Raw genomic sequence first — 17,439 nt, 5'->3', positions numbered from 1 at the left:
TATCGGGTTATCAGGTTGGGCTCTTGGCGTGACTTTGTGTCCGTGTTATACGGTTCAGGCTGCAAAGTCAATTACGAGGTGACAAGCTGGAAAAGGTTTATGCGGTTCTGGGCCTCATTCCTGGACTGATTTGGCTATCTTACTTCTATAGGAAATCTCTCCACAGGCCGAAGTCTTTCCGGAACCTGGTGCGGGTATTCTGCGCGGGCTTGCTTTGCACTATCCCGACCGGGATCGTAGAGCACTTCACCGGAGCAGGCCTCGTTCAGGACACCCTGCTGCGTTCTGCGGAGATGAGCTTTTTCCTCATCGGCCCTCTTGAAGAGTTGTCCAAGCTTGTTGCAGTGTGGCTGATAATCTACCGCAGTTCCGACTTTCGCGAACCTCTCGACGGGATAATATATGCGGGTACCGCAGCGGTGGGCTTCGCATCGGTGGAGAACATAATATATTTATTGCACTTAGGGCCGGGCATCATCGTGTCGAGGGTGCTTTTCGCAACGCCGGCTCACGTGATGTTCTCGTCCATGTGGGGATACTCCATGGGGCTGGCGCGGTTCCGAAGAGAAGGCGAGCTGAAGACGATTCTCAGCGGATTCATCCTTGCGGCATTTCTTCACGGGACCTACAACTTTTTGGTTGCTTTCAATCCCAAGGCCGCGGTTTTTTTGCTGGTCCCGTTGCTGGTTTTTATGGGTTGGCTGATGAATTCGAAGATCCAGCAGTTCCGAAGGGACTTGCGGTTCCCCGTGCTCGGACAGGGGGCGCTGATCTATTGCCCCAACTGCGGCGCGTATGCACCCGAGGAATCTGATTCGTGTCTCCGGTGCGGCCTGGACATTCCGCTGCTGGAAACCGACGCGCCTCGATTTTGCGGTAAGTGTCGAGCGCGCTTGGACCCCTGCGCTGAAGCGTGCGCGTCGTGCGGCGCTCTGGTACATCGTAGGCCGTCATGTTTGCCGACATAGTAGAGCGCCGGGAAGGTTGCCGAATGCCGTTTCAGCGCGAGTGGGATGTGGTGAACGAAGTGAACCGCATCGCCGGGGAAAAGAACACGTACAATGCGGTCTTTACAGGCGATCTCTCTTGTGTTCCTGCCTGAAGCGTGCCCGCGTTAGTGAACGGTTAAATAAGGGGTGAAATCTTCGTCACCAGAATGTTTCAGATTAATAGTTTTTCTTCGAAAATCCGAACCGTTGAGGGATCTTTTTTGCTTGACAGGAGACAAGAAAAAGAGGCAAAAAAGTTGGCGGATCATATCACAAGAGGCTTGCGCCTCGGGACGGGAAAATGAACCGGATGGTTGCCTGCAACGAATCTCTGCTCATTTTGCGCGCGTGGAACCCCTTCGCCGGTTTGCGGTCCCGTACTTCCGTTCTGAATCCCTTACATCAAAAATCTGTTACAGGAGGAATTGGCCTGAGTGGGGAGATCTCTGATTTCCTCCTCGTAAGGTTAAGACCGTAGGCCTTCCGGCCTGGAGGAAAGCAGCTTCCTCCAATTTTCGACCGCGATATGGAGGTCAGGGCACAACCCTGGCGAGGGGGATCTGTTTATAGGTCGAACGCTGCAAACAACGGAGGTGGATCATGTTCGCCAGTGCCCGTCCGTCTAACGGCGTGGTACAGGCGGTGTTTGTCTAGAATCACACATACGAGAGGCAATAGCCCACTCGGTACGGGGGATGACGATGAGAGCTTTGGGCATTCATCTTCTGATCGAGCTTTGGTCTTGCAATACGCAAAAGATTGACAACCTCGATTATCTGGAAACAATCCTGTCCCAGGCCGCAGAGGCCGCAGGAGCAACTGTTCTGAAGACCGCCTTTCAGGACTTCAACCCCCAGGGAGTCTCTGGGGTCGTGGTTATAGCCGAGTCACACCTGACCATTCACACCTGGCCGGAGTACGGATACGCTGCCGTAGACGTTTTCACGTGCGGGACTAAGGTGGACCCGTGGAAAGCAGCAGGCTTCCTGAAGCAAGAATTGGAAGCCGCAGATATGCAGGTGCGCGATTTTCAGCGAGGCATACCGTCCGCGGGTCAGAACATCGGCGAGGAATACAGGTACGTCCCACATGTCGCGTGCGGGAATTCTCACCGTTAGCGATCGCTCATCGCAAGGACTAAGAGCGGACGCTTCCGGCCCGGAACTCGAGAATGTGCTGCGGTCTCACGGCATTACCGTGGATTGGATCGCGGTTTGTCCGGACGAAGAGGAAGAAATCCGCAAGGTACTGATGGCCTGGGCGGATGAAAACAGCGCGGACCTCATTTTGACCACGGGCGGGACAGGACTGTCCCCGCGAGACGTTACACCTGAAGCCACCATGTCCGTGATCACGAGACTGGTTCCCGGAATGGCTGAAGCCATGCGCGCCTCAAGCATCAAAAAGACGCCGCACGCGATGCTTTCCCGCGCGATAGCAGGGGTCCGGGGCCGAACGTTGATCATCAACCTCCCGGGTAGCCCAAAAGGCGCCAAGGAGAACCTGGAAGCAGTTATCCCTGCTCTGGAACACGCTATAGCGAAGATCCAGGGAGATCCGTCGGAATGCGCCTGAAACCGGCAAAGGCCCACCATCGCCCCGCGCAGGGGCATTGAATTGAAGCCAACGCTTTCCGTTCAATTCCTCCGGCTATTAACATGAAGCGTCGTCGTCAGAAGAATTTGGTGTCAGCAGGGTCCGTGCTCCAGAAGGTCCTGGACCGTTTCGGCCTGCAAACCTCCCTGTCAAAGCACAATGTTGTGGCCTTATGGCCCAAGATTGTAGACTCGGCAGTTGCCAGGCATGTTCAAGCCGAGAAGGTAACCGGTTCCACGCTGCACCTTGTGGTCGATTCATCGGTATGGATGAACGAGTTGGCCGCGATGAAGCATATTTTGCTCGAAAAAGTGAACGCTTGCCTGGGGCCGGGCGCACCAAAAATAACCGACATACGTTTCCAGCAGCGCTCCTGGGCGAAAGCCGCGGAAAAAACCGTGGCTCGGCCCCTTCCACCAGAACCTACTGACCAGGACCTCAGGAATATTCACAGAATTATGGAGCCGCTAAAAGATGAGGGTCTTCGGGAAGTGGTGAGCAGAATCCTGGAAAAAGACCGAAAGCTGAAATTCGACAGAGATGCCTGACTAAGACCTGCCCTTTCATCCTGGGACCGTGTCCCCGAGGCTCTTCCCCATCCACTGAGAAATGGTGTTCTTTGACATCTCCGGAGAACTCGCGGGGACGGGAGCGAATCGTCTAAAAGCCTGCCTTGGGTTCCCAAAGAAGATCCGGGTCCTTTGCTGGTTTTTGGGTCACCGCGTCCGATGACTGCGGTTGCATCCAGGGGGAACTACCTTGTCTCCGAGTGCTCTTCCGGGGCGTCGTTGAGTTGGCATCAGACTTTTCTCGTGCGCGGACGAACTCTTCGTCAGGCACCCGAACCATGCCGATTCCAGTGGCTCCGCCGGTAAAGGGGAGCAGCACCCATATCCGGTCTTTGTCTCTCTTGCGGACGGGAAGAATCTGGGAGCCTCGTTCAGGATAACGTGGGTCATAGATCAAAATCCCCGTCTGTGTAAGTTCCCATCGGCCTTCCTCGGGCCTGAAGAAATTGGCCATCTTCATGGCTCCGTCTTTGTCCAGGCTCATAAACGCGTTGCCTCTGAAGGGTTTTACCTTGGCCTTGTCCTTATCCGTCACGCCCCACCTGAAGAACTCCTCGGAGTATTTCCATGTTCCTGTCATGAACTCTGCGGTAATTGACTCTTCTATTCCCAACAGGGCGCTCGGGTTGATCAGGAGGCTACCGTCCGTGGGAACGACTCCCGACAGAACAGGGATCAGGGTCAGGGCAAGAATCTGGAGGCTGAGCAATGTTTTGATCTCCGGGTGCAGGTAGTTGGAACATGGTTTATACCAAAAAATAGCCTTGACCGTCTATAGCATCGACTTATCGGTAGTCTTGTAGGGCGGGCCGTGCCCGCCGATTTTTGGATTCGGCGGCCAGAGGCCTCCCGACGCTCTGACAAAGATGGCAGGCTGCCTGCTCCTTCTTGCGCGGTCCGATAACGTGAAATAAGATGCCCGAATGAAAAGAAACGCGAAATTGCGGTCGCTTCTCCTAAATCTTTACGAAGAAATGGTAGCGAGTTTCGGTCATCGCAATTGGTGGCCGGGGGATTCACCGCTTGAAGTCTGCATCGGGGCTGTGCTGACGCAGAACACTGCCTGGAGGAATGTGGTCAAAGCGATCGACAACCTCAAGGCAGCTTCGGCCCTCGATCTGTTCCGAATTCACGAAATGTCTCATGACGAGCTTGCGGAGCTTATTCGGCCCGCGGGCTATTACAATGTGAAGGCTGGGAGGCTCGGCAACCTGGTGAGGCACATTGTCGAAGGGCACGACGGAGATCTGGATTTGTTGTTTCTGCTACCGATGGAGAAACTTCGAGAGGAGCTGCTTTCCATCAACGGCGTGGGAAAGGAAACAGCAGACAGCATAATACTTTATGCCGCGAACAAGCCGATTTTCGTGGTGGATGCGTACACGAAGAGAATTCTATACGGACACGGCCTCATCCGCGAAAAGGCAGACTATGACGAGGTGCAAGGACTGTTTCACTCAAGCTTGCCGCGGGATGTGGCCCTGTACAACGATTTCCACGCCCAGTTCGTGGCTGTAGGGCATCATTACTGCAAAAGAAATCCGCTATGCGATCAGTGCCCTCTGGGACAGTTCCCGAGAAGGCAAATTGCATGAGCCACCGGGTAGTTACGGGGTTTTTCACACCGATAAGATGGCGGGCACGGCCCGCCCTACAAGAAGAGCTTCACAAAATCGCAGCGCGGGCACGGCCCGCCCTACAAGACTGCTGTCTCGTTCGTCTTCCCATATTCAGGGTTACGGTGCCGCTACGGCATCCAGATGAAATTGAACCGGGAGGGATGGCATTACTTTCGGGCAAGTCGCCGTCGCAACTCTGCCCAAGGCACCGGCTGGACTTTGCCTTCGTCAAGCTCTTTGAGACGCAAAAAAACTTCTTGTTCCCATGCCGACTCAGCGTCGTCGTCCACCGTCCGGTCGAGGCTTTCAAGTAACGATCCCGCGATGGCGGCTCGTGCTTCAGGCGGAAGTTCCAAGGCCTTTTCCAGAATTTCAGCGATTTCTCGTTTCATAATCTAATCCTGCCATCCCTGCGAACAGGATCGTTGAAGTTCTTGCGCAAATAAGAGGAGCCTGCAGTGGACTTCTCTCCTTATTTCATCTTTTCGCCGCATTCCTGACAAAACTTGGCCGCGGGCTCATTGGGTTTTCCGCACTTGGGGCAACCGCTGCGAAGCGCAGTCCCGCATTCAGGGCAGAATTTCGCGTCAGCCGCCACGGGCTTGCCGCATTGCGAACAGAACTTCCCCGAACCTTCCGCTGGTGCGGCCTTAGCCGGCTCTTCCTTTTGTGCCTTCGTTAGGCTGGCAGCCATCGCTCCTGCCATCTGCTGCCCCATCGCGATGCCTGCGCCCATTCCCATGAACTCACCAGCGCCACCGGATTTTGCAGCTTCCGGTATGGCCTGGGCCGTCTGGAACTGGGTGAACCGGCCCATGTCGCCGACAATGCCCATCTGCGAACGAGTATCCAACATCTTCTCCACTTCCGGCGGAAGTGAAATATTCTCGATCAGGAACAGTGTAAGTGAGACGCCGTATTTCTGGAATTCAGGCTCCATAGCTCCCCTGGCCTTGTCCCCTATGCCCTTGTAGTTGGCGGCGAGGTCCAACGCGGCCACCTGCGCTGTCGCCAACATACTGGTAAAGGCCGAAACCAGCATGCTGCGCAATTGTCCTTCAATCTCGTCCGTAGTGAACTCGCCGTCGGTTCCCACGATTTCTTTCAGGAAAACGCCGGGGTCGGTAACTCTTATTCCGTAAGTCCCGAAGGCCCTCAAGCGAACCGCCCCGAGGTCGGCATCCCTCATCATTATCGGATTTTGCGTTCCCCACTTGAGGTCCAGAAAGTTTCTCGTGTTGACAAAGTACACCTCCGCCTTGAAAGGCGATTCAAAGCCGTACTTCCACGACCGAAGGGTTGTCATCACGGGCATGTTCTGAGTGTTCAGGCTGTACAGGCCGGGGGTGAACACGTCCGCAATCTGACCCTCATTTACGAACACTGCCGCCTGTCCTTCCCGAACCGTCAGCTTGGCCCCCATCTTGATCTCATGGTCCTGGTCGGGGAAACGCCAGACAAGCGTATCCCCTGTATCATCCAGCCATTCGATTACCTCGATCAGTTCGCCTTTGACTAAATCCCATATGCCCATGGTGATCTCCTCTTGTGTCCAGCGCGGGGAATTCGGGTGTCTCCAATGTACGAATAACACCTTGAATCTCGCTTGACAAGTGATGATCTACGGAAACCAAGATTGGAAGAAGGGAAGGGCGAGGGCACCCGATAAAGGATGCCCCCCTGGTGTGAGGTTAATCGCTTATTTTGTAAGCGCCCTTTTTTTCTTTGTCGAAATCCACATTGGCCTTCACATACTCGGCGTTGAACCCGGCCTCTTTCAGCTGATTGTACGCCATCTCCGCGCGAACTCCAGTGGAGCAGTGAATGACTATCTTTTTGTCCTTGGGCAGATCGGCCAACTTTGTCGCCAGGTCATCCAGGGGAATAGTTTTGGCGTTGGGCAAAACGCCTTCGGCAATCTCAGAAACCGCACGGACATCCAGAATGACCGTATCCGCGGCCGGCTTCTCCACCAGCGTCTTGAAGACTTCGACGTCCACTTCTCCGGGGAGAAGTTTGCGAACGTAGGTGATCTTGGCGTCGGCCGGACCTTTGGCTACTGTCTTTCCGGCCTTTTCCCAAGCGTCAAATCCGCCCGTGAGAATGCTCACCTGCTTGTAGCCCCAGGAGGCAACCTTCTTGTAGGCCTCTTTGGCCGGTTCGGTGTCTCCGTGTTGAGCGTACAGTATGACAGGGGCATTGAGATACTTGGGGAACTGATCCTTGAGCGCGTCAAGGCCACCCTCCGGCATGGCCACGGCCTTGGGGATATGACCTTTTTCCGCTACCTTGGCTGGTCTCAAATCAATCAAGATGTACGAGGCGCCGAGCTTGTCGTAGTTCTCAAGACCGGCCACGTTGGATATGACAATGTTACCTGCTTTTTTCCAAGCCGGCAGACCTGCATGGAATACCTTAACGTTCTTGTAGCCGAGTTTTTCCGCCTTCCTGGCGGCTAATGGACTCAGCACTCAAGAGAATCCTATGCAGTAGTAGATCTGGAGCACCTCCTTGTCCTTGGGCAGCAGGGTTTCTTGCAGCTTGTCAAAAGCAAAAAAGGGCATTGAGACAGCGGTGGGGATATGGCCCTGATCGTAGCCCTCCACGGGTCGGCTGTCCAATAGCACATACTTGCCTTTTTCAGGGCCGAGCGCTACCAACTTGGCCACTTCTTCCACATCGGCAAGCTTTTCCTTGGGAACTGCTATGCCTTTCTTGACCTCTATCTCCTTGGCAAAGGTCTTTCCATCCTTCTTAAAGTACGTGATCCTGATCGATTCCTGCTTGGGAATTTCCTTCATGGAAGGGGCATTCTTAAGGACAGTGGAATCGTCGAAGTAGATCACCTCCATACCTTTGTCGATCTGTAGCTGCAAAGCGTTTGCCTTGCTCGATACTTCCACCAGCTTTCCTGCAAAGAGGTTGGATGCTTTGTCGTACTCGTGACATTTCAAACAGCTCTGGTCGGACTTTGACGGCAGTTTGTCATCGGCTAGGACGGGCCCGACGAGTGCCCATCCGCCGACGAACGTCGCCGCGGTTACGAGTGCCAAGGCCGCAAGGGTTTTCCTGGCCATGCATTTCTCCTTTCAGTGGTTTGTGAAATGTGCCACAGCGGGTGGCAATTTCCATCCCCCCTTGTTAAGAACATGACTTGAATCCTAATATGTGGCCGGTCAACCGGAGGCTGACTCGCGATTGTACTGTATTGTAATATATAAATAAGTGAAGATCCATTTTTTCTGACACCCACATGAATTTTTTTTTAACTTCAAGGGCAATGGGCCGGGTAGCGAGGTTACGCCACAACCAAACGTCATGGAGGCAGTCTACATGCCATCCCCTTACCCCGCGATCTCTGGGGTTAAAGATTTCTTTTCTTTTCATGTAATGCCTACCATAGGACTCAAAGGTTAACACTCGCGACTTTTTTTGGTTACATTCAATGAACGCGCTCGGTAAGATGGCAAGAGGGCGTCGGGTTTCCATGGGACCCGCGCGGCCGGCGAACCCGGAGCACGGCGACTGGACCGATTCTTTCGAGGAGGCGTCAATGGATCTCAAAGAACTGGCGGAATGGATTGAGGCGAGGCTTTGCAGCAATTGCAGACAGGGCTACACCTGCGACAATTTCGACTGCGAGCAGGGAAAGAAAATCGCTGACATGCTGAAGCGAATGATTCCTTTCAAAGGTACGGATAGTCAGGGAAAGCCGGTTTCCGGGTGGTTGATTTCGGACTAGTGCTGCTGCCCGGTGGTCTGTGACGATTAGGCGAGCCGGCCGAATCAAATGGGTTCGAGGCATCGCTACGTCGGCAATAGGTCCTTGCCGGGCTGTTTGGGGTACGGCGTTTGTAAGCGGCCGCGCGTTCCGAACCGGTCCCTACCGAGATCCGCAATTTTTGCCGTTCCTCCCGCGGAATTGTAATATTGGGGAATCCCATTATTATTCTTGCGAAGGAACGGAATGGGATTGGGTGGAGCGGGCCAAGGAGGCTTGAGATGGAGAATTTGATCGCGCAGGCTTTGATCCAGGCGAGGCCTTTGCCGGGAGCGGACTGGAGTTGCATAAGTGCATTGTGGCAATGGGGCTTCGGTTTAGGTTTTCTGGTCGGAATTGTGGGCGCTGTAGTGTTATTCTTGAAGAAGTAGGGTCGAGCCCGAAATTCGGCCCTGCAACGCGCAAATTGCTCGGCACGATTCATTTCGTTGTTCGGAGTGTTTAATGGGCTCAGAGAGGCGTTTGAACATTCCCAAGACCGTCCCGGAGGAGTTCGCTCATGCTGTCGCCACGGTGCTGCTCCTGGGGATAGCGGAAGGGAGAGTGTGGGACAGTATTTACGGTTATCCGCCGGAAATGTCCCTGGCCTGGATCGAATCCATTTTGGATGCCAACGATCCCGCAGGACTTGTTCACCCGGACCTTGAATGGTGGGAGCACCAGGTGCTTGGACACTGACCGCGCTCGAGGTCAGGAATAGGCGGTGTGTCAACATAGAAACTGGATTTCCCTTCGGCCATGCCCTATGATGGGCCAAGCTTGTTCAGGCCGGGCAAACGAGTTTGTGGGAACCGGCCTGGTAATGGGAGACCACAGATGTACCCCATGAACATACCGGAAAACCGGACAGCCAATCAGGTGATCTGATGGGTGTAAAGCTGGACGTGCAGAAATTTGCGGTTGACTACCGAAAGGGCGTCAGCGATCGGGACCTGCTTGCCAAGTACAAGATCAGCGCTCAGGAACTGCTTGCAATTGTCAAGAAGCTGATTAAGGGAGGGCATATTTCAAAGGAGGATTACTTCGACCGAAATCGAAAAATAGACGAGTTGAAGGCGATCCGCGAAAAGGATTTCCTGAAATCCCTCCATCACTGTCCCGTTTGTAGCCACGTACAGCCCATCCCGTTTTCGACGTGTCCCGCGTGCGGAACCGATATCGCTGAACATCAGGAGGCCGAACTTTCGGGAGAAAGGGCAATCGAGAAGGCAATAGAGGAGAAATACGCGGCCGACTCTTCCGTCGGGCAAGAAGGGGGCGTTGTCGAGGCAACTCAAGCCCCGCGGCCGGCAATGAAGGCTCGGGTCACGAGGAAGGCGCCGCAAGAGGCGGTCGCGCTTCCTTCGAGGGAGCCTCCGCTTGTTCCGGAGTTCTTGAAGGCTAAGATCGGAATGCCTCTTCAGGGTCTGTCACTGCTGGAGGGGGCAGGCGACGTCCTGTTGGCGGACGCATACGCGCTGGCAGAGGTTGTGTCTGCTGATAGCTTTTCGGCCCTTTTCAAGGCCAAGCCACAGTCGAAACAGGGCAGCCCGCTACTGGTAAAGATTTTCGATCCCGTAATCCTGTCGGAGACCGATGCTGAAGAATTCTTTTACAAGTTGGCCGATTATCAGACGGGGATGGTCGATCCCAACATCCTGAGAGCCGTGGCAACAGGCACAGTAGGAGCCGACAAAGCCCTGGTGTATGAATTTTTGCCGACGACGCTGGACAATGTCCTTCGTCAGCACGAGGAGGGGCTGTCACTGGAAATGATGATGGGGATACTTCCTCAGGTCCTGAATGCGTTGGGATATTCCCATATGCACCGTGGAATCGACGGGAAGGTCCAGAGACTGTCCCATCTTCACTTGAGGCTTTCCAAGTTTCTGTTCGACGAAGACAAACAAGTGGCAAAACTGGAAGATTGCGCGGTTTGGCGTTCGCTGGTGGAAGTCCGGGGCCTCAAAAAGCATCTCTCGGACGAACCCGGGGTGGACCTTTCGGCCCTTGCGCCAGAGTGCTTTGTCATTGAAAGCAAATTCGTCAATGCTTTTCTTGTGGATATTTACGCCCTGGGGGTCTTGCTTTACAGGCTTACGACTGGCCGGGATCCTTTTTTAGGCTCCAACCTTGAAGAGTACCGGTTCGAGCACCTCCGGAAGTTCCCCGTTCCTCCTCGGGTTCACAGATATACTATCCCCAGATGGCTCGACGAGATGATCCTGAAGTGCCTCGAAAAGGAGCCGGGACAACGGTGGAGGAGCGCGACCCAGATGGAATTGGCCATAAGAAAGGACGTGCTTCAATAGGAACAAGCCAAACCAGGGCTTGCCCGTAGTCTTTGAAGGCTCTGATCGGTCCTTGCGGCATCGTCGCTCTCGGAGGAACATGAAAACCGCACCCAATAATAACTGCGCGGCCTGCGACGCCGAGTTTCGTGAAGGCGCACCGTTTTGCACGGATTGCGGAAAGCTTTCTCCCGCGGTGCTGTCAGAGGGCGACCTGGCCATAGAGATTGACGATGTGCCGGCCGAGAGATTCCGCAGCGAAGCGGTAAGCTTGCTGAAAGCGTGGTTCCCGCAACTGGACGCTATTCGCGCGGCGGAAAGGCTCAAATCAGGACGAGCCACTTTGATAGTAGGAATAGACGAGGCATCGGCTGACCGCATCCTCCAGGCCCTGGAAGCCATTAAGGTGCGGGGACGAGTCAAGTCCCTTAAAGAAAAGCCGGCCTGGCTCAGGTGGATCTGGAACCCCGGACTGGCAGTGTCTGCGGTAAGCCTCGCACTGGCTGCACTCTTTGGTGGATGGTTTGCTCTTCTCATGGTCATCCTCGCTGTCGGCGCTCCAGCTGCGGTAGGACTCTTAAAGGACCGCGGTGTGGAGCCATTGGTGTCCGGCGTCAGGCTTGGCGGCCAATCTGAACACTGGGTTCGCATAGCCGAGGAATACTCCCGCGTGATATCACAATTGAGTCCACAAGATTCAGAGGCCCTGAGGACCCTCGTTCAGACGGTCTTCCGTTTGCAGAGGCGCCTGAGGTCCGAGTCATTGGCGTCCGTTGCCGCAGGTTTCGATAGAGGCGATCTTTACCAGCGCCTGAGCGACGCGCTCAGTTCGGGTGTAGAGCTAAGCCGCCGGGTTCTAGCCGAGCAGGAAGAAAACAAGGGGCCGTTGCGAGAAGAGATTGCTCGACTCAACGAACTTGCCGGCCGCACGGCAGAATGGTTTCGCGGACTGGACGGCCCGGTGATCAAGAGTGCTTCTATCCTTGAGGCGGAACTTAGCGGTATTTCAGAGAGCATTGACCGGATAGTGCGTGAAGTTCGCCCACTGCCGGAAGTCCGATTGACCAACAAGGGGAAAGTGCCGCTTTGAGACGGCCGACGCGCGGTTCTTCAAATGAAATGCGAGTCCGGCGCTTTTTGGGGAGACGGAGGTAAGCGACTGTTATGGAGAAGCAAATCGTCCCCGCGCGGTTTCCTGAAGACAGGCCCTTGGAGGAGGACATCGGCGACTGGTGGGTGCTGCATGTGAAACCGAATTGCGAGAAACAGGTCGCCACATACCTCTTCAACCGGAAGATCAGCTACTACCTGCCGCTTTATACCAAGAAGACCAGAGTCGGCTATTTCAAGAGAATAAGAACAACTGAGGTCCCGCTATTCAGTGGCTATCTTTGCTTCGCACTGGACAAGGAAAAGCACAACCTGCTCTACGACACCAAGAAATTCGTGCGGATAATAAAAGTAGACGATCAGGAAAGCTTTGTCGAAGAACTCAATGCAATTGCGCGAGCCATCGAAACGGGGGAGGACCTTTTGGTCCAGCCCGGATTGACACCGGGTAGGAGGGTCCTAATTCTGTCCGGCCCTCTGGAAGGGACCGAAGGAGTTGTGGTCAAGCGACGCCTCGAAAGACAACTCGCTCTGTCGGTCAGGATGTTCAATCAAACTGTTCTCGTACGTTTGGACCCGCTGACAAAGGTGGAACCTATCTAACGCCCGCAAATTATCGTTTGACCATCATAGGCCGGCCTGTCTAACGACCCGCGACCCATTATAGCAGTTGTCAAAATCTTTGTCCGACAGGGTGGCGAAGTCAAGCCTATCGCTGACTCATACACTCGGCGAGCGCAGCCCGCCCTACGATTGGATGACACGCCTCCTGTAGGGCGGGCCATGCCCGCCGCAATACAAATCTTGAAAGCGGAGATGGTGGAAGTCGAGGGCTCCTCACAATAGCCCGCACGTGATTCGGACAAAAAAACTGGGAATAGATATGAGGGCCAATTTCCGGCCGACCTGTTTCAAAGCCGCTGGATTATCTTCCCGGAAGCACCCTGTAAAAGGTATCTCTTATCCCTCCTCCCAGCGCTTGAATGTCCTGGTTCAACTGACCGAAGATAGAGGAAGGAGGGGCTTCCGGCGCAGCGGGTTGCACTCCCGGTTGTTGGGTGGCTGGCGGACGGCCTGTGCCGAAGGATTCGAGAATGAATCCGCCAATGGGGTTGCGCCCAGTGACCGGTTGCGCAGGAGGCAATGCGCTTCCCATGCCTGCAGGCGGAGCACCGCCGCCGCCATACCCACCTTGATCGTATCCAGGTATTCTGGCCATCACGTTTCCCTGGTCGTCCGGGGTCACAGGCGGGCTCGATGCCTGAGAGCGACCCGGGATGTAAGGTAGGGCGGGAGGAAGAGGCGGAAGGTAAGCGCCACCCTGGGGTGTAGGAGTGGCCGCGCCAAGCGGCGCGGGCGGAGGGACCGGCGCCATGCCGCCCACAGGCATCTGGCCCGTCGCTCCAGGACCGGGGGTTTTCAGCCCTGGGCCCATTGGAGATGCGGAAACGGCCTTGGTTGAGCCAGTCTTAGCTTGAGGTGTCGCGGCCTTTCCGGGTTTGGTAGCCTGTGCCTTCTTGCCGGCTGGGCCTGCCGGCCCAGGTTTTGCGGTCTGCGGTCTTTCTCCGGGCTGGCTTGGGACGAGCCCCGAAGCCGGCGGTGCAATCGGTGGCGCGGGCACCGGTTGTCCCATTCCCGGCGGCGTCCCTTGCGGTTGAAAGGGCAGAGGCGAAAATGTTTGGCCGGCCGACGGCCCTTGAACGACCGGCGCATATCCTTGCCCCGGAGCCAACAGCGTGCTGGTAGGAGGAGGCGAGCCCTGATTCATCTGCAGTGGCTGTCCACCCTGTCCAGCAGACCTGGAAAAATCTCGGGTATTCTGGGCTACGGTTTGGGCCGCGGGCCCAAGCAGGGACTCCAAAAATTCTGCAAAAGGCGGCTCTTCCCAATTCACCATTCCAACGGAGTTGCCTACGACCTCGCCCTTTCTGTTGATCACGTACGTGGTCGGGACTCCCGGAATTTCGTAAATGGCCTCGGATTTCGAATTGACCACAAAGCTTGTCGGCACACCTGACGGCAGGTTTTGCTTCCGCACGGTAAAGCGGTTCTCTGGATCGAAAGCGAAGGTAAAGCCGAAATGGCCGCTCTGGCAGTACGACTTCAGCCTGTCTCCAGTGTCGAAGAGATTTACGGCTATGATTTCCAAACCCCGCGCCGCATACTTGCGATGAATTCTTTCCAAAATGGCTTTTTCCGCGGAACATGGCGGGCAGTCGATTTTCCAAAAATTAAGGATGACGATTTTGCCGCGAAGACCCGAGAGGTTGATCATTCCTCCCTTCACATTCTGGAGGACCATATCGTTGGCAGGGCAGGGCGCCGGATAGACGGTGAAATTGCGTTCCCTTAGTAAATCCGGCAACGCGGCCGAAACCTGAGAGGCTGAAAGGAGGGATGCTGCACAAAGAAGGAAGCCGACGGCAGCTCTATACTTGCTCATAGATCGGTTCCTTTAGCAAGAACTTAAAAACACGTTTAATGCTATAACACAATGTCGCGTATTTCAAGGCTTTTCTGGAGAAGCTCTGATTGCTTGCTTTTTTGATTTGATTATCATATAAGGCGCATTGTCTGGGGCGGCAAGGCGATCGCCGGCGCGAAAGAGCGCGGGAGGAAAGTCCGAACTCCGCAGGGCAGGATGCCGGGTAACACCCGGTGGGGGTAACCCCAAGGAAAGTGCCACAGAAAGTAGACCGCCTTCGGGCAACCGGAGGTAAGGGTGAAAGGGTGAGGTAAGAGCTCACCGGTTCCCGTGGTAACACGAGAAGCCAGGTAAACCCCATCAGGAGCAAGACCAAATAGGGAAGCGTTGGAGGACGGCCCGTCCGAAGCTTCCGGGTAGGTCGCTCGAGACGGCGGGTAACCGTCGTCCTAGAGGAATGATCGCCGTCCGGTTTTTCCGGAAACAGGATTCGGCTTACTGCCCGCCCCAGACTCCCCAAGGGGGAAAAGATGCCTGATCAAAGCCAGAACAGCCAGCAACAGCCGGAAGACCAGAAGAAAGCCGCCTCTCCCCCCCCACCGCCGGCAAGTCGTTCTTCGACGGTCAAAATCCTGGTGTCAATAGTTGTGCTGGCCGCGGCCTTTTTTGCAGTTTATCAGTCGGGGTTGCTCCACCGATTCGTGGGCACTCAAGGTCCTTTAGGGTCTGCCGCCGAACTGACCCCGGCTTTGAACAGATTGTCTCCCGATAATTCAATCTCATCTGCACAACTTTTGGCCGATCTTGGCCGAAGCCCTGTTGATCCCTCGAAGGTCCTGTTCCCCGCTTTCGATAAATCTGCGGCATCCGACCCGGACAAGAAGCCCAAGTCGTGCCCGCCCGGTTCGCCGGCCTCACTTGCCCCCCCGCTCGGGGCCGAGTCGGCAGTTGTACCCGCTCCTGGACCGGGAACGTCAGGCGCCAAGGCGGTCGAGACACCAGTCATAGTGAGCCGAGGGCCGGGCGAACCAGCACCGCAAGAAAAGCCGGGCCGGAAGAAAAGGCGCGGTGAAACCAAAACTCAAGAGGCCAAGGCTGAACCCGATAAGGAACCCAAAGGCGGTGAAGCGACCGCTGTAGCTCCTTCCGGGCCTCAGGCCGGTGAGCAGGCAAAGGTTGAAGACGGTGCGGCCAAGCAGAAAGAACCGGCGCCTCAGACCGCCGCGCAAACCAAGCCGCCTGAGCCAGCGGACCAGGCCAAGTCTGAACAATTCCAATTGCCGGGCTCTCTGGTGGTAAAAGTTCAGAACTATTCCGGCACCTTGGCCAAATGGGGGCTGATGGTCATCCTCGACGATTCCGCGGCAATGGGCAAAAAGTCCAAGTCATGGGAGCCTAATAAGATGGGAGCTGCCTCCGCTCTGGTGAGCAGGCTGCCCGAGGCTGTCACTCCAGGTTCGAGATTGGCGGTCAGGGATTTTCTTTGCACCAAAGCCGAGGGGACCAAGAAAGCGGACGCTGCTCCGTGCATGAGCCATATGCTGTATGACTGGGCCGACCACCCATTCAAAGGACTCAAGGAGAAGCTTGAAAACATTAACCCTGGTGGACAGACCAATGTTTGCGCGGCCGCTGCCTATGCAATGAAAAAGGACCTCACAGGACTCAAGGACTTGGCCCCCCGCGTATTGCTCCTGACGAGCGGTTCCGGGAAATGCACTGTGAAAGAGGTCTTGCACGCGTTGGATCAGCGGGCAGGGCAGGGCCAGACCATACTGGACGTTATTGCTTTTGCAATGGCCAAGAAGAGAGAAGGAACGTATTCAGCTTTGGCCAAGAAAGGCCGCGGTTTGTTCCTAAAGGTTGAAAAGCCTGCCGATCTCGATCAGACGCTTGCCCGATACGGCAAGACTCTCAAAACAAAAGTTTTTGAACGAATTGAAATCAAAGGCGACAAGGCCGTTTTCAACACCGCCCTCGAGGAGGAAATCACGCTTCCTCCGGGTTCCTACACCATCACCCTTCCTCAAGTTGCCGGATTGGCAGCATCCAAGAGAACAATCCCCAACGTCAAGATAAGCTCCGGCGAAGCCAAGGTCTTGGAAGTCCAGGTGAAAAAAGGCCAGCCCGTCCTCCGGGCTGGTAAGAAATAGCGCTGAAACCGGACGAGGAACTCAGTTACCGAAACAAATTGGCATTGCGTCCCCTAAATTAACGGTGTCCCCTGAATGCTGGAGAGAGCCATGGAACGATGGCATGAGCCCGTAGGATGCGGTGACCAACGGGAACCGCATCGGTCGCGTTGCCCGGCTATTTGTGCTCGATCGATGCCGTTCGCTTCGCTCACCGCATCCTACCGCGGACAACCGGGCAGGCGCTTCAAGACTTGTTCACGGACTCTCCGCGCTGCTTCAAGCATAGCCAAAGCATCTTCTTTGGTCGGCTCGAACAGATCGTCCGGGTATCGCGACCCTACTGCATAAGCAGAAAGCCTGCGACAATCTTCCTCCATTACATTTAAACCACTTTCGAACTGAACAGATCTCGCAAGCAAGGCGACCAGGTCGTGTGTTCGTGTCGGCGCTTGTCCCTGATGAACCAAAAACCCTTTGAGGAGCTTCTCAGCTGCCCGCTGGGCGTGGAAACAGACTGTGTCCCAGGGCACCTGAGCCGCTTGCAGGTTGTTTTCCATGTTAAGGAAATCGTTTTCTGCCTTTACGAGCCACGCCGAATAGTTGGTCTCAGGGGCGCTCATAAAGCACCTCCCCTTCGGCCTCAATAATGGACAAAAGGGTACCTCGGACCTTCCTCAGACGCTCCACCTCTTCCGGCGTATAGACGACCACATCCAGAGGCCATTGACGAAGGCCGAAAATGGCGCTTACCTCGATCGCCCTCTCCGGTGGGCGCTGATCGCTTTCCATTTCCACAAAAAGATCAAGATCGCTGTCCTCGCCGGCTTCTCCCCTCGCGTGGCTTCCAAAGACCACAATCCTCACGGGCTGGAATCTTTCAGCGATTTTTTGTGCAATGGCTTCGAGTTCTTTTCTCTCCATGACAACCCAACCTATCACATTTGA

At 55.3% G+C, this 17,439-nt stretch carries 20 protein-coding genes and 1 other RNA gene; 13 read left to right on the top strand and 8 right to left on the bottom strand.

What is annotated here, in order from left to right:
* Positions 1 to 188: 188 nt before the first annotated feature.
* The 4 genes from HY913_13690 to HY913_13675 all read left to right on the top strand — a co-directional run bounded on the left by HY913_13690 (position 189) and on the right by HY913_13675 (position 3,133).
* Positions 189 to 968, top strand: coding sequence for a PrsW family intramembrane metalloprotease (locus HY913_13690; GenBank protein ID MBI4964324.1), 780 nt, complete (start codon positions 189 to 191; stop codon positions 966 to 968).
* A gap of 722 nt (positions 969 to 1,690) precedes the next feature.
* Positions 1,691 to 2,107, top strand: coding sequence for an S-adenosylmethionine decarboxylase proenzyme (locus tag HY913_13685; protein MBI4964323.1), 417 nt, complete (start codon positions 1,691 to 1,693; stop codon positions 2,105 to 2,107).
* Positions 2,079 to 2,564: a MogA/MoaB family molybdenum cofactor biosynthesis protein gene (locus HY913_13680; protein MBI4964322.1), complete on the top strand. Its 486-nt coding sequence runs from the start codon at positions 2,079 to 2,081 to the stop codon at positions 2,562 to 2,564. The genes HY913_13685 and HY913_13680 overlap by 29 nt, the downstream gene beginning before the upstream one ends.
* Before the next feature lie 110 nt (positions 2,565 to 2,674).
* Positions 2,675 to 3,133 carry a DUF721 domain-containing protein gene (locus HY913_13675; protein MBI4964321.1) on the top strand — a complete coding sequence of 153 codons (459 nt, stop codon included), beginning with the start codon at positions 2,675 to 2,677 and terminating at the stop codon, positions 3,131 to 3,133.
* 112 nt (positions 3,134 to 3,245) lie between these two features.
* Here the strand turns inward: HY913_13675 and HY913_13670 are convergent, their stop codons facing one another.
* Complete coding sequence (locus tag HY913_13670) at positions 3,246 to 3,863, bottom strand: hypothetical protein (protein ID MBI4964320.1); 618 nt, start codon at positions 3,861 to 3,863, stop codon at positions 3,246 to 3,248.
* A gap of 214 nt (positions 3,864 to 4,077) precedes the next feature.
* On the opposite strand from HY913_13670, the gene HY913_13665 reads away from it, so the two are divergent.
* A complete protein-coding gene (locus HY913_13665) occupies positions 4,078 to 4,749 on the top strand; it encodes an endonuclease III domain-containing protein (GenBank protein ID MBI4964319.1) in 672 nt (223 codons plus the stop codon).
* A gap of 191 nt (positions 4,750 to 4,940) precedes the next feature.
* Here HY913_13665 and HY913_13660 read toward each other — a convergent pair whose 3' ends face one another.
* The 4 genes from HY913_13660 to HY913_13645 form a co-directional block, all read right to left on the bottom strand.
* Positions 4,941 to 5,165, bottom strand: coding sequence for an addiction module protein (locus tag HY913_13660; GenBank protein ID MBI4964318.1), 225 nt, complete (start codon positions 5,163 to 5,165; stop codon positions 4,941 to 4,943).
* Positions 5,166 to 5,245: 80 nt separating this feature from the next.
* The gene (locus tag HY913_13655) at positions 5,246 to 6,307 is read right to left on the bottom strand and encodes an SPFH domain-containing protein (GenBank protein ID MBI4964317.1); all 1,062 of its coding nucleotides are present in this window, start codon (positions 6,305 to 6,307) and stop codon (positions 5,246 to 5,248) included.
* A 157-nt stretch (positions 6,308 to 6,464) separates the two neighbouring features.
* On the bottom strand, positions 6,465 to 7,244 hold the full coding sequence (locus HY913_13650) for a rhodanese (GenBank protein ID MBI4964316.1): 780 nt from the start codon (positions 7,242 to 7,244) through the stop codon (positions 6,465 to 6,467).
* Positions 7,245 to 7,850: a rhodanese-like domain-containing protein gene (locus HY913_13645; protein ID MBI4964315.1), complete on the bottom strand. Its 606-nt coding sequence runs from the start codon at positions 7,848 to 7,850 to the stop codon at positions 7,245 to 7,247.
* 476 nt (positions 7,851 to 8,326) lie between these two features.
* Between HY913_13645 and HY913_13640 the strand changes: the two genes are divergently transcribed.
* The 6 genes from HY913_13640 (at position 8,327) to HY913_13615 (ending at position 12,537) form a co-directional block, all read left to right on the top strand.
* Positions 8,327 to 8,515, top strand: a complete 189-nt coding sequence (locus HY913_13640; GenBank protein MBI4964314.1) for a hypothetical protein — start codon at positions 8,327 to 8,329, stop codon at positions 8,513 to 8,515.
* Between the two features lie 260 nt (positions 8,516 to 8,775).
* Entirely contained in the window at positions 8,776 to 8,925 is a 150-nt protein-coding gene (locus tag HY913_13635; GenBank protein ID MBI4964313.1) for a hypothetical protein, read from the top strand.
* Between the two features lie 73 nt (positions 8,926 to 8,998).
* Complete coding sequence (locus HY913_13630; protein MBI4964312.1) at positions 8,999 to 9,232, top strand: hypothetical protein; 234 nt, start codon at positions 8,999 to 9,001, stop codon at positions 9,230 to 9,232.
* Between the two features lie 188 nt (positions 9,233 to 9,420).
* Positions 9,421 to 10,845 carry a hypothetical protein gene (locus HY913_13625; GenBank protein ID MBI4964311.1) on the top strand — a complete coding sequence of 475 codons (1,425 nt, stop codon included), beginning with the start codon at positions 9,421 to 9,423 and terminating at the stop codon, positions 10,843 to 10,845.
* Between the two features lie 79 nt (positions 10,846 to 10,924).
* On the top strand, positions 10,925 to 11,914 hold the full coding sequence (locus tag HY913_13620; GenBank protein MBI4964310.1) for a hypothetical protein: 990 nt from the start codon (positions 10,925 to 10,927) through the stop codon (positions 11,912 to 11,914).
* A 74-nt stretch (positions 11,915 to 11,988) separates the two neighbouring features.
* On the top strand, positions 11,989 to 12,537 hold the full coding sequence (locus HY913_13615; GenBank protein MBI4964309.1) for a hypothetical protein: 549 nt from the start codon (positions 11,989 to 11,991) through the stop codon (positions 12,535 to 12,537).
* 322 nt (positions 12,538 to 12,859) lie between these two features.
* Here the strand turns inward: HY913_13615 and HY913_13610 are convergent, their stop codons facing one another.
* Positions 12,860 to 14,377: a redoxin domain-containing protein gene (locus tag HY913_13610; protein MBI4964308.1), complete on the bottom strand. Its 1,518-nt coding sequence runs from the start codon at positions 14,375 to 14,377 to the stop codon at positions 12,860 to 12,862.
* Positions 14,378 to 14,509: 132 nt separating this feature from the next.
* Here HY913_13610 and rnpB point away from each other — a divergent pair.
* Together rnpB and HY913_13600 are read left to right on the top strand one after the other, a co-directional pair.
* An RNA gene (gene rnpB / locus HY913_13605) (RNase P RNA component class A) lies at positions 14,510 to 14,873 on the top strand.
* A gap of 16 nt (positions 14,874 to 14,889) precedes the next feature.
* Complete coding sequence (locus tag HY913_13600) at positions 14,890 to 16,512, top strand: hypothetical protein (protein ID MBI4964307.1); 1,623 nt, start codon at positions 14,890 to 14,892, stop codon at positions 16,510 to 16,512.
* Positions 16,513 to 16,712: 200 nt separating this feature from the next.
* Here HY913_13600 and HY913_13595 read toward each other — a convergent pair whose 3' ends face one another.
* Entirely contained in the window at positions 16,713 to 17,114 is a 402-nt protein-coding gene (locus HY913_13595) for a HEPN domain-containing protein (protein MBI4964306.1), read from the bottom strand.
* Complete coding sequence (locus HY913_13590) at positions 17,101 to 17,415, bottom strand: nucleotidyltransferase domain-containing protein (GenBank protein ID MBI4964305.1); 315 nt, start codon at positions 17,413 to 17,415, stop codon at positions 17,101 to 17,103. The genes HY913_13595 and HY913_13590 overlap by 14 nt, the downstream gene beginning before the upstream one ends.
* Positions 17,416 to 17,439: the final 24 nt, after the last annotated feature.

Origin of the sequence: Desulfomonile tiedjei (assembly GCA_016212925.1) — a bacterium.
Taxonomy (GTDB): Bacteria; Desulfobacterota; Desulfomonilia; order Desulfomonilales; family Desulfomonilaceae; genus JACRDF01.
Note: the sequence above shows the minus strand (reverse complement) of the source record. Positions and strands in the feature narration are given on the sequence as shown.

What these genes read in the sequence shown, in the direction of transcription:
- HY913_13685 (MBI4964323.1), top strand. Translation starts at nt 1,691, where the DNA reads ATGAGAGCTTTGGGCATTCATCTTCTGATCGAGCTTTGGTCTTGCAAT.
- HY913_13680 (MBI4964322.1), top strand. Translation starts at nt 2,079, where the DNA reads ATGTCGCGTGCGGGAATTCTCACCGTTAGCGATCGCTCATCGCAAGGA.
- HY913_13665 (MBI4964319.1), top strand. Translation starts at nt 4,078, where the DNA reads ATGAAAAGAAACGCGAAATTGCGGTCGCTTCTCCTAAATCTTTACGAA.
- HY913_13660 (MBI4964318.1), bottom strand. Translation starts at nt 5,165, where the DNA reads ATGAAACGAGAAATCGCTGAAATTCTGGAAAAGGCCTTGGAACTTCCG.
- HY913_13655 (MBI4964317.1), bottom strand. Translation starts at nt 6,307, where the DNA reads ATGGGCATATGGGATTTAGTCAAAGGCGAACTGATCGAGGTAATCGAA.
- HY913_13645 (MBI4964315.1), bottom strand. Translation starts at nt 7,850, where the DNA reads ATGGCCAGGAAAACCCTTGCGGCCTTGGCACTCGTAACCGCGGCGACG.
- HY913_13640 (MBI4964314.1), top strand. Translation starts at nt 8,327, where the DNA reads ATGGATCTCAAAGAACTGGCGGAATGGATTGAGGCGAGGCTTTGCAGC.
- HY913_13635 (MBI4964313.1), top strand. Translation starts at nt 8,776, where the DNA reads ATGGAGAATTTGATCGCGCAGGCTTTGATCCAGGCGAGGCCTTTGCCG.
- HY913_13630 (MBI4964312.1), top strand. Translation starts at nt 8,999, where the DNA reads ATGGGCTCAGAGAGGCGTTTGAACATTCCCAAGACCGTCCCGGAGGAG.
- HY913_13625 (MBI4964311.1), top strand. Translation starts at nt 9,421, where the DNA reads ATGGGTGTAAAGCTGGACGTGCAGAAATTTGCGGTTGACTACCGAAAG.
- HY913_13620 (MBI4964310.1), top strand. Translation starts at nt 10,925, where the DNA reads ATGAAAACCGCACCCAATAATAACTGCGCGGCCTGCGACGCCGAGTTT.
- HY913_13615 (MBI4964309.1), top strand. Translation starts at nt 11,989, where the DNA reads ATGGAGAAGCAAATCGTCCCCGCGCGGTTTCCTGAAGACAGGCCCTTG.
- HY913_13610 (MBI4964308.1), bottom strand. Translation starts at nt 14,377, where the DNA reads ATGAGCAAGTATAGAGCTGCCGTCGGCTTCCTTCTTTGTGCAGCATCC.
- HY913_13600 (MBI4964307.1), top strand. Translation starts at nt 14,890, where the DNA reads ATGCCTGATCAAAGCCAGAACAGCCAGCAACAGCCGGAAGACCAGAAG.
- HY913_13595 (MBI4964306.1), bottom strand. Translation starts at nt 17,114, where the DNA reads ATGAGCGCCCCTGAGACCAACTATTCGGCGTGGCTCGTAAAGGCAGAA.
- HY913_13590 (MBI4964305.1), bottom strand. Translation starts at nt 17,415, where the DNA reads ATGGAGAGAAAAGAACTCGAAGCCATTGCACAAAAAATCGCTGAAAGA.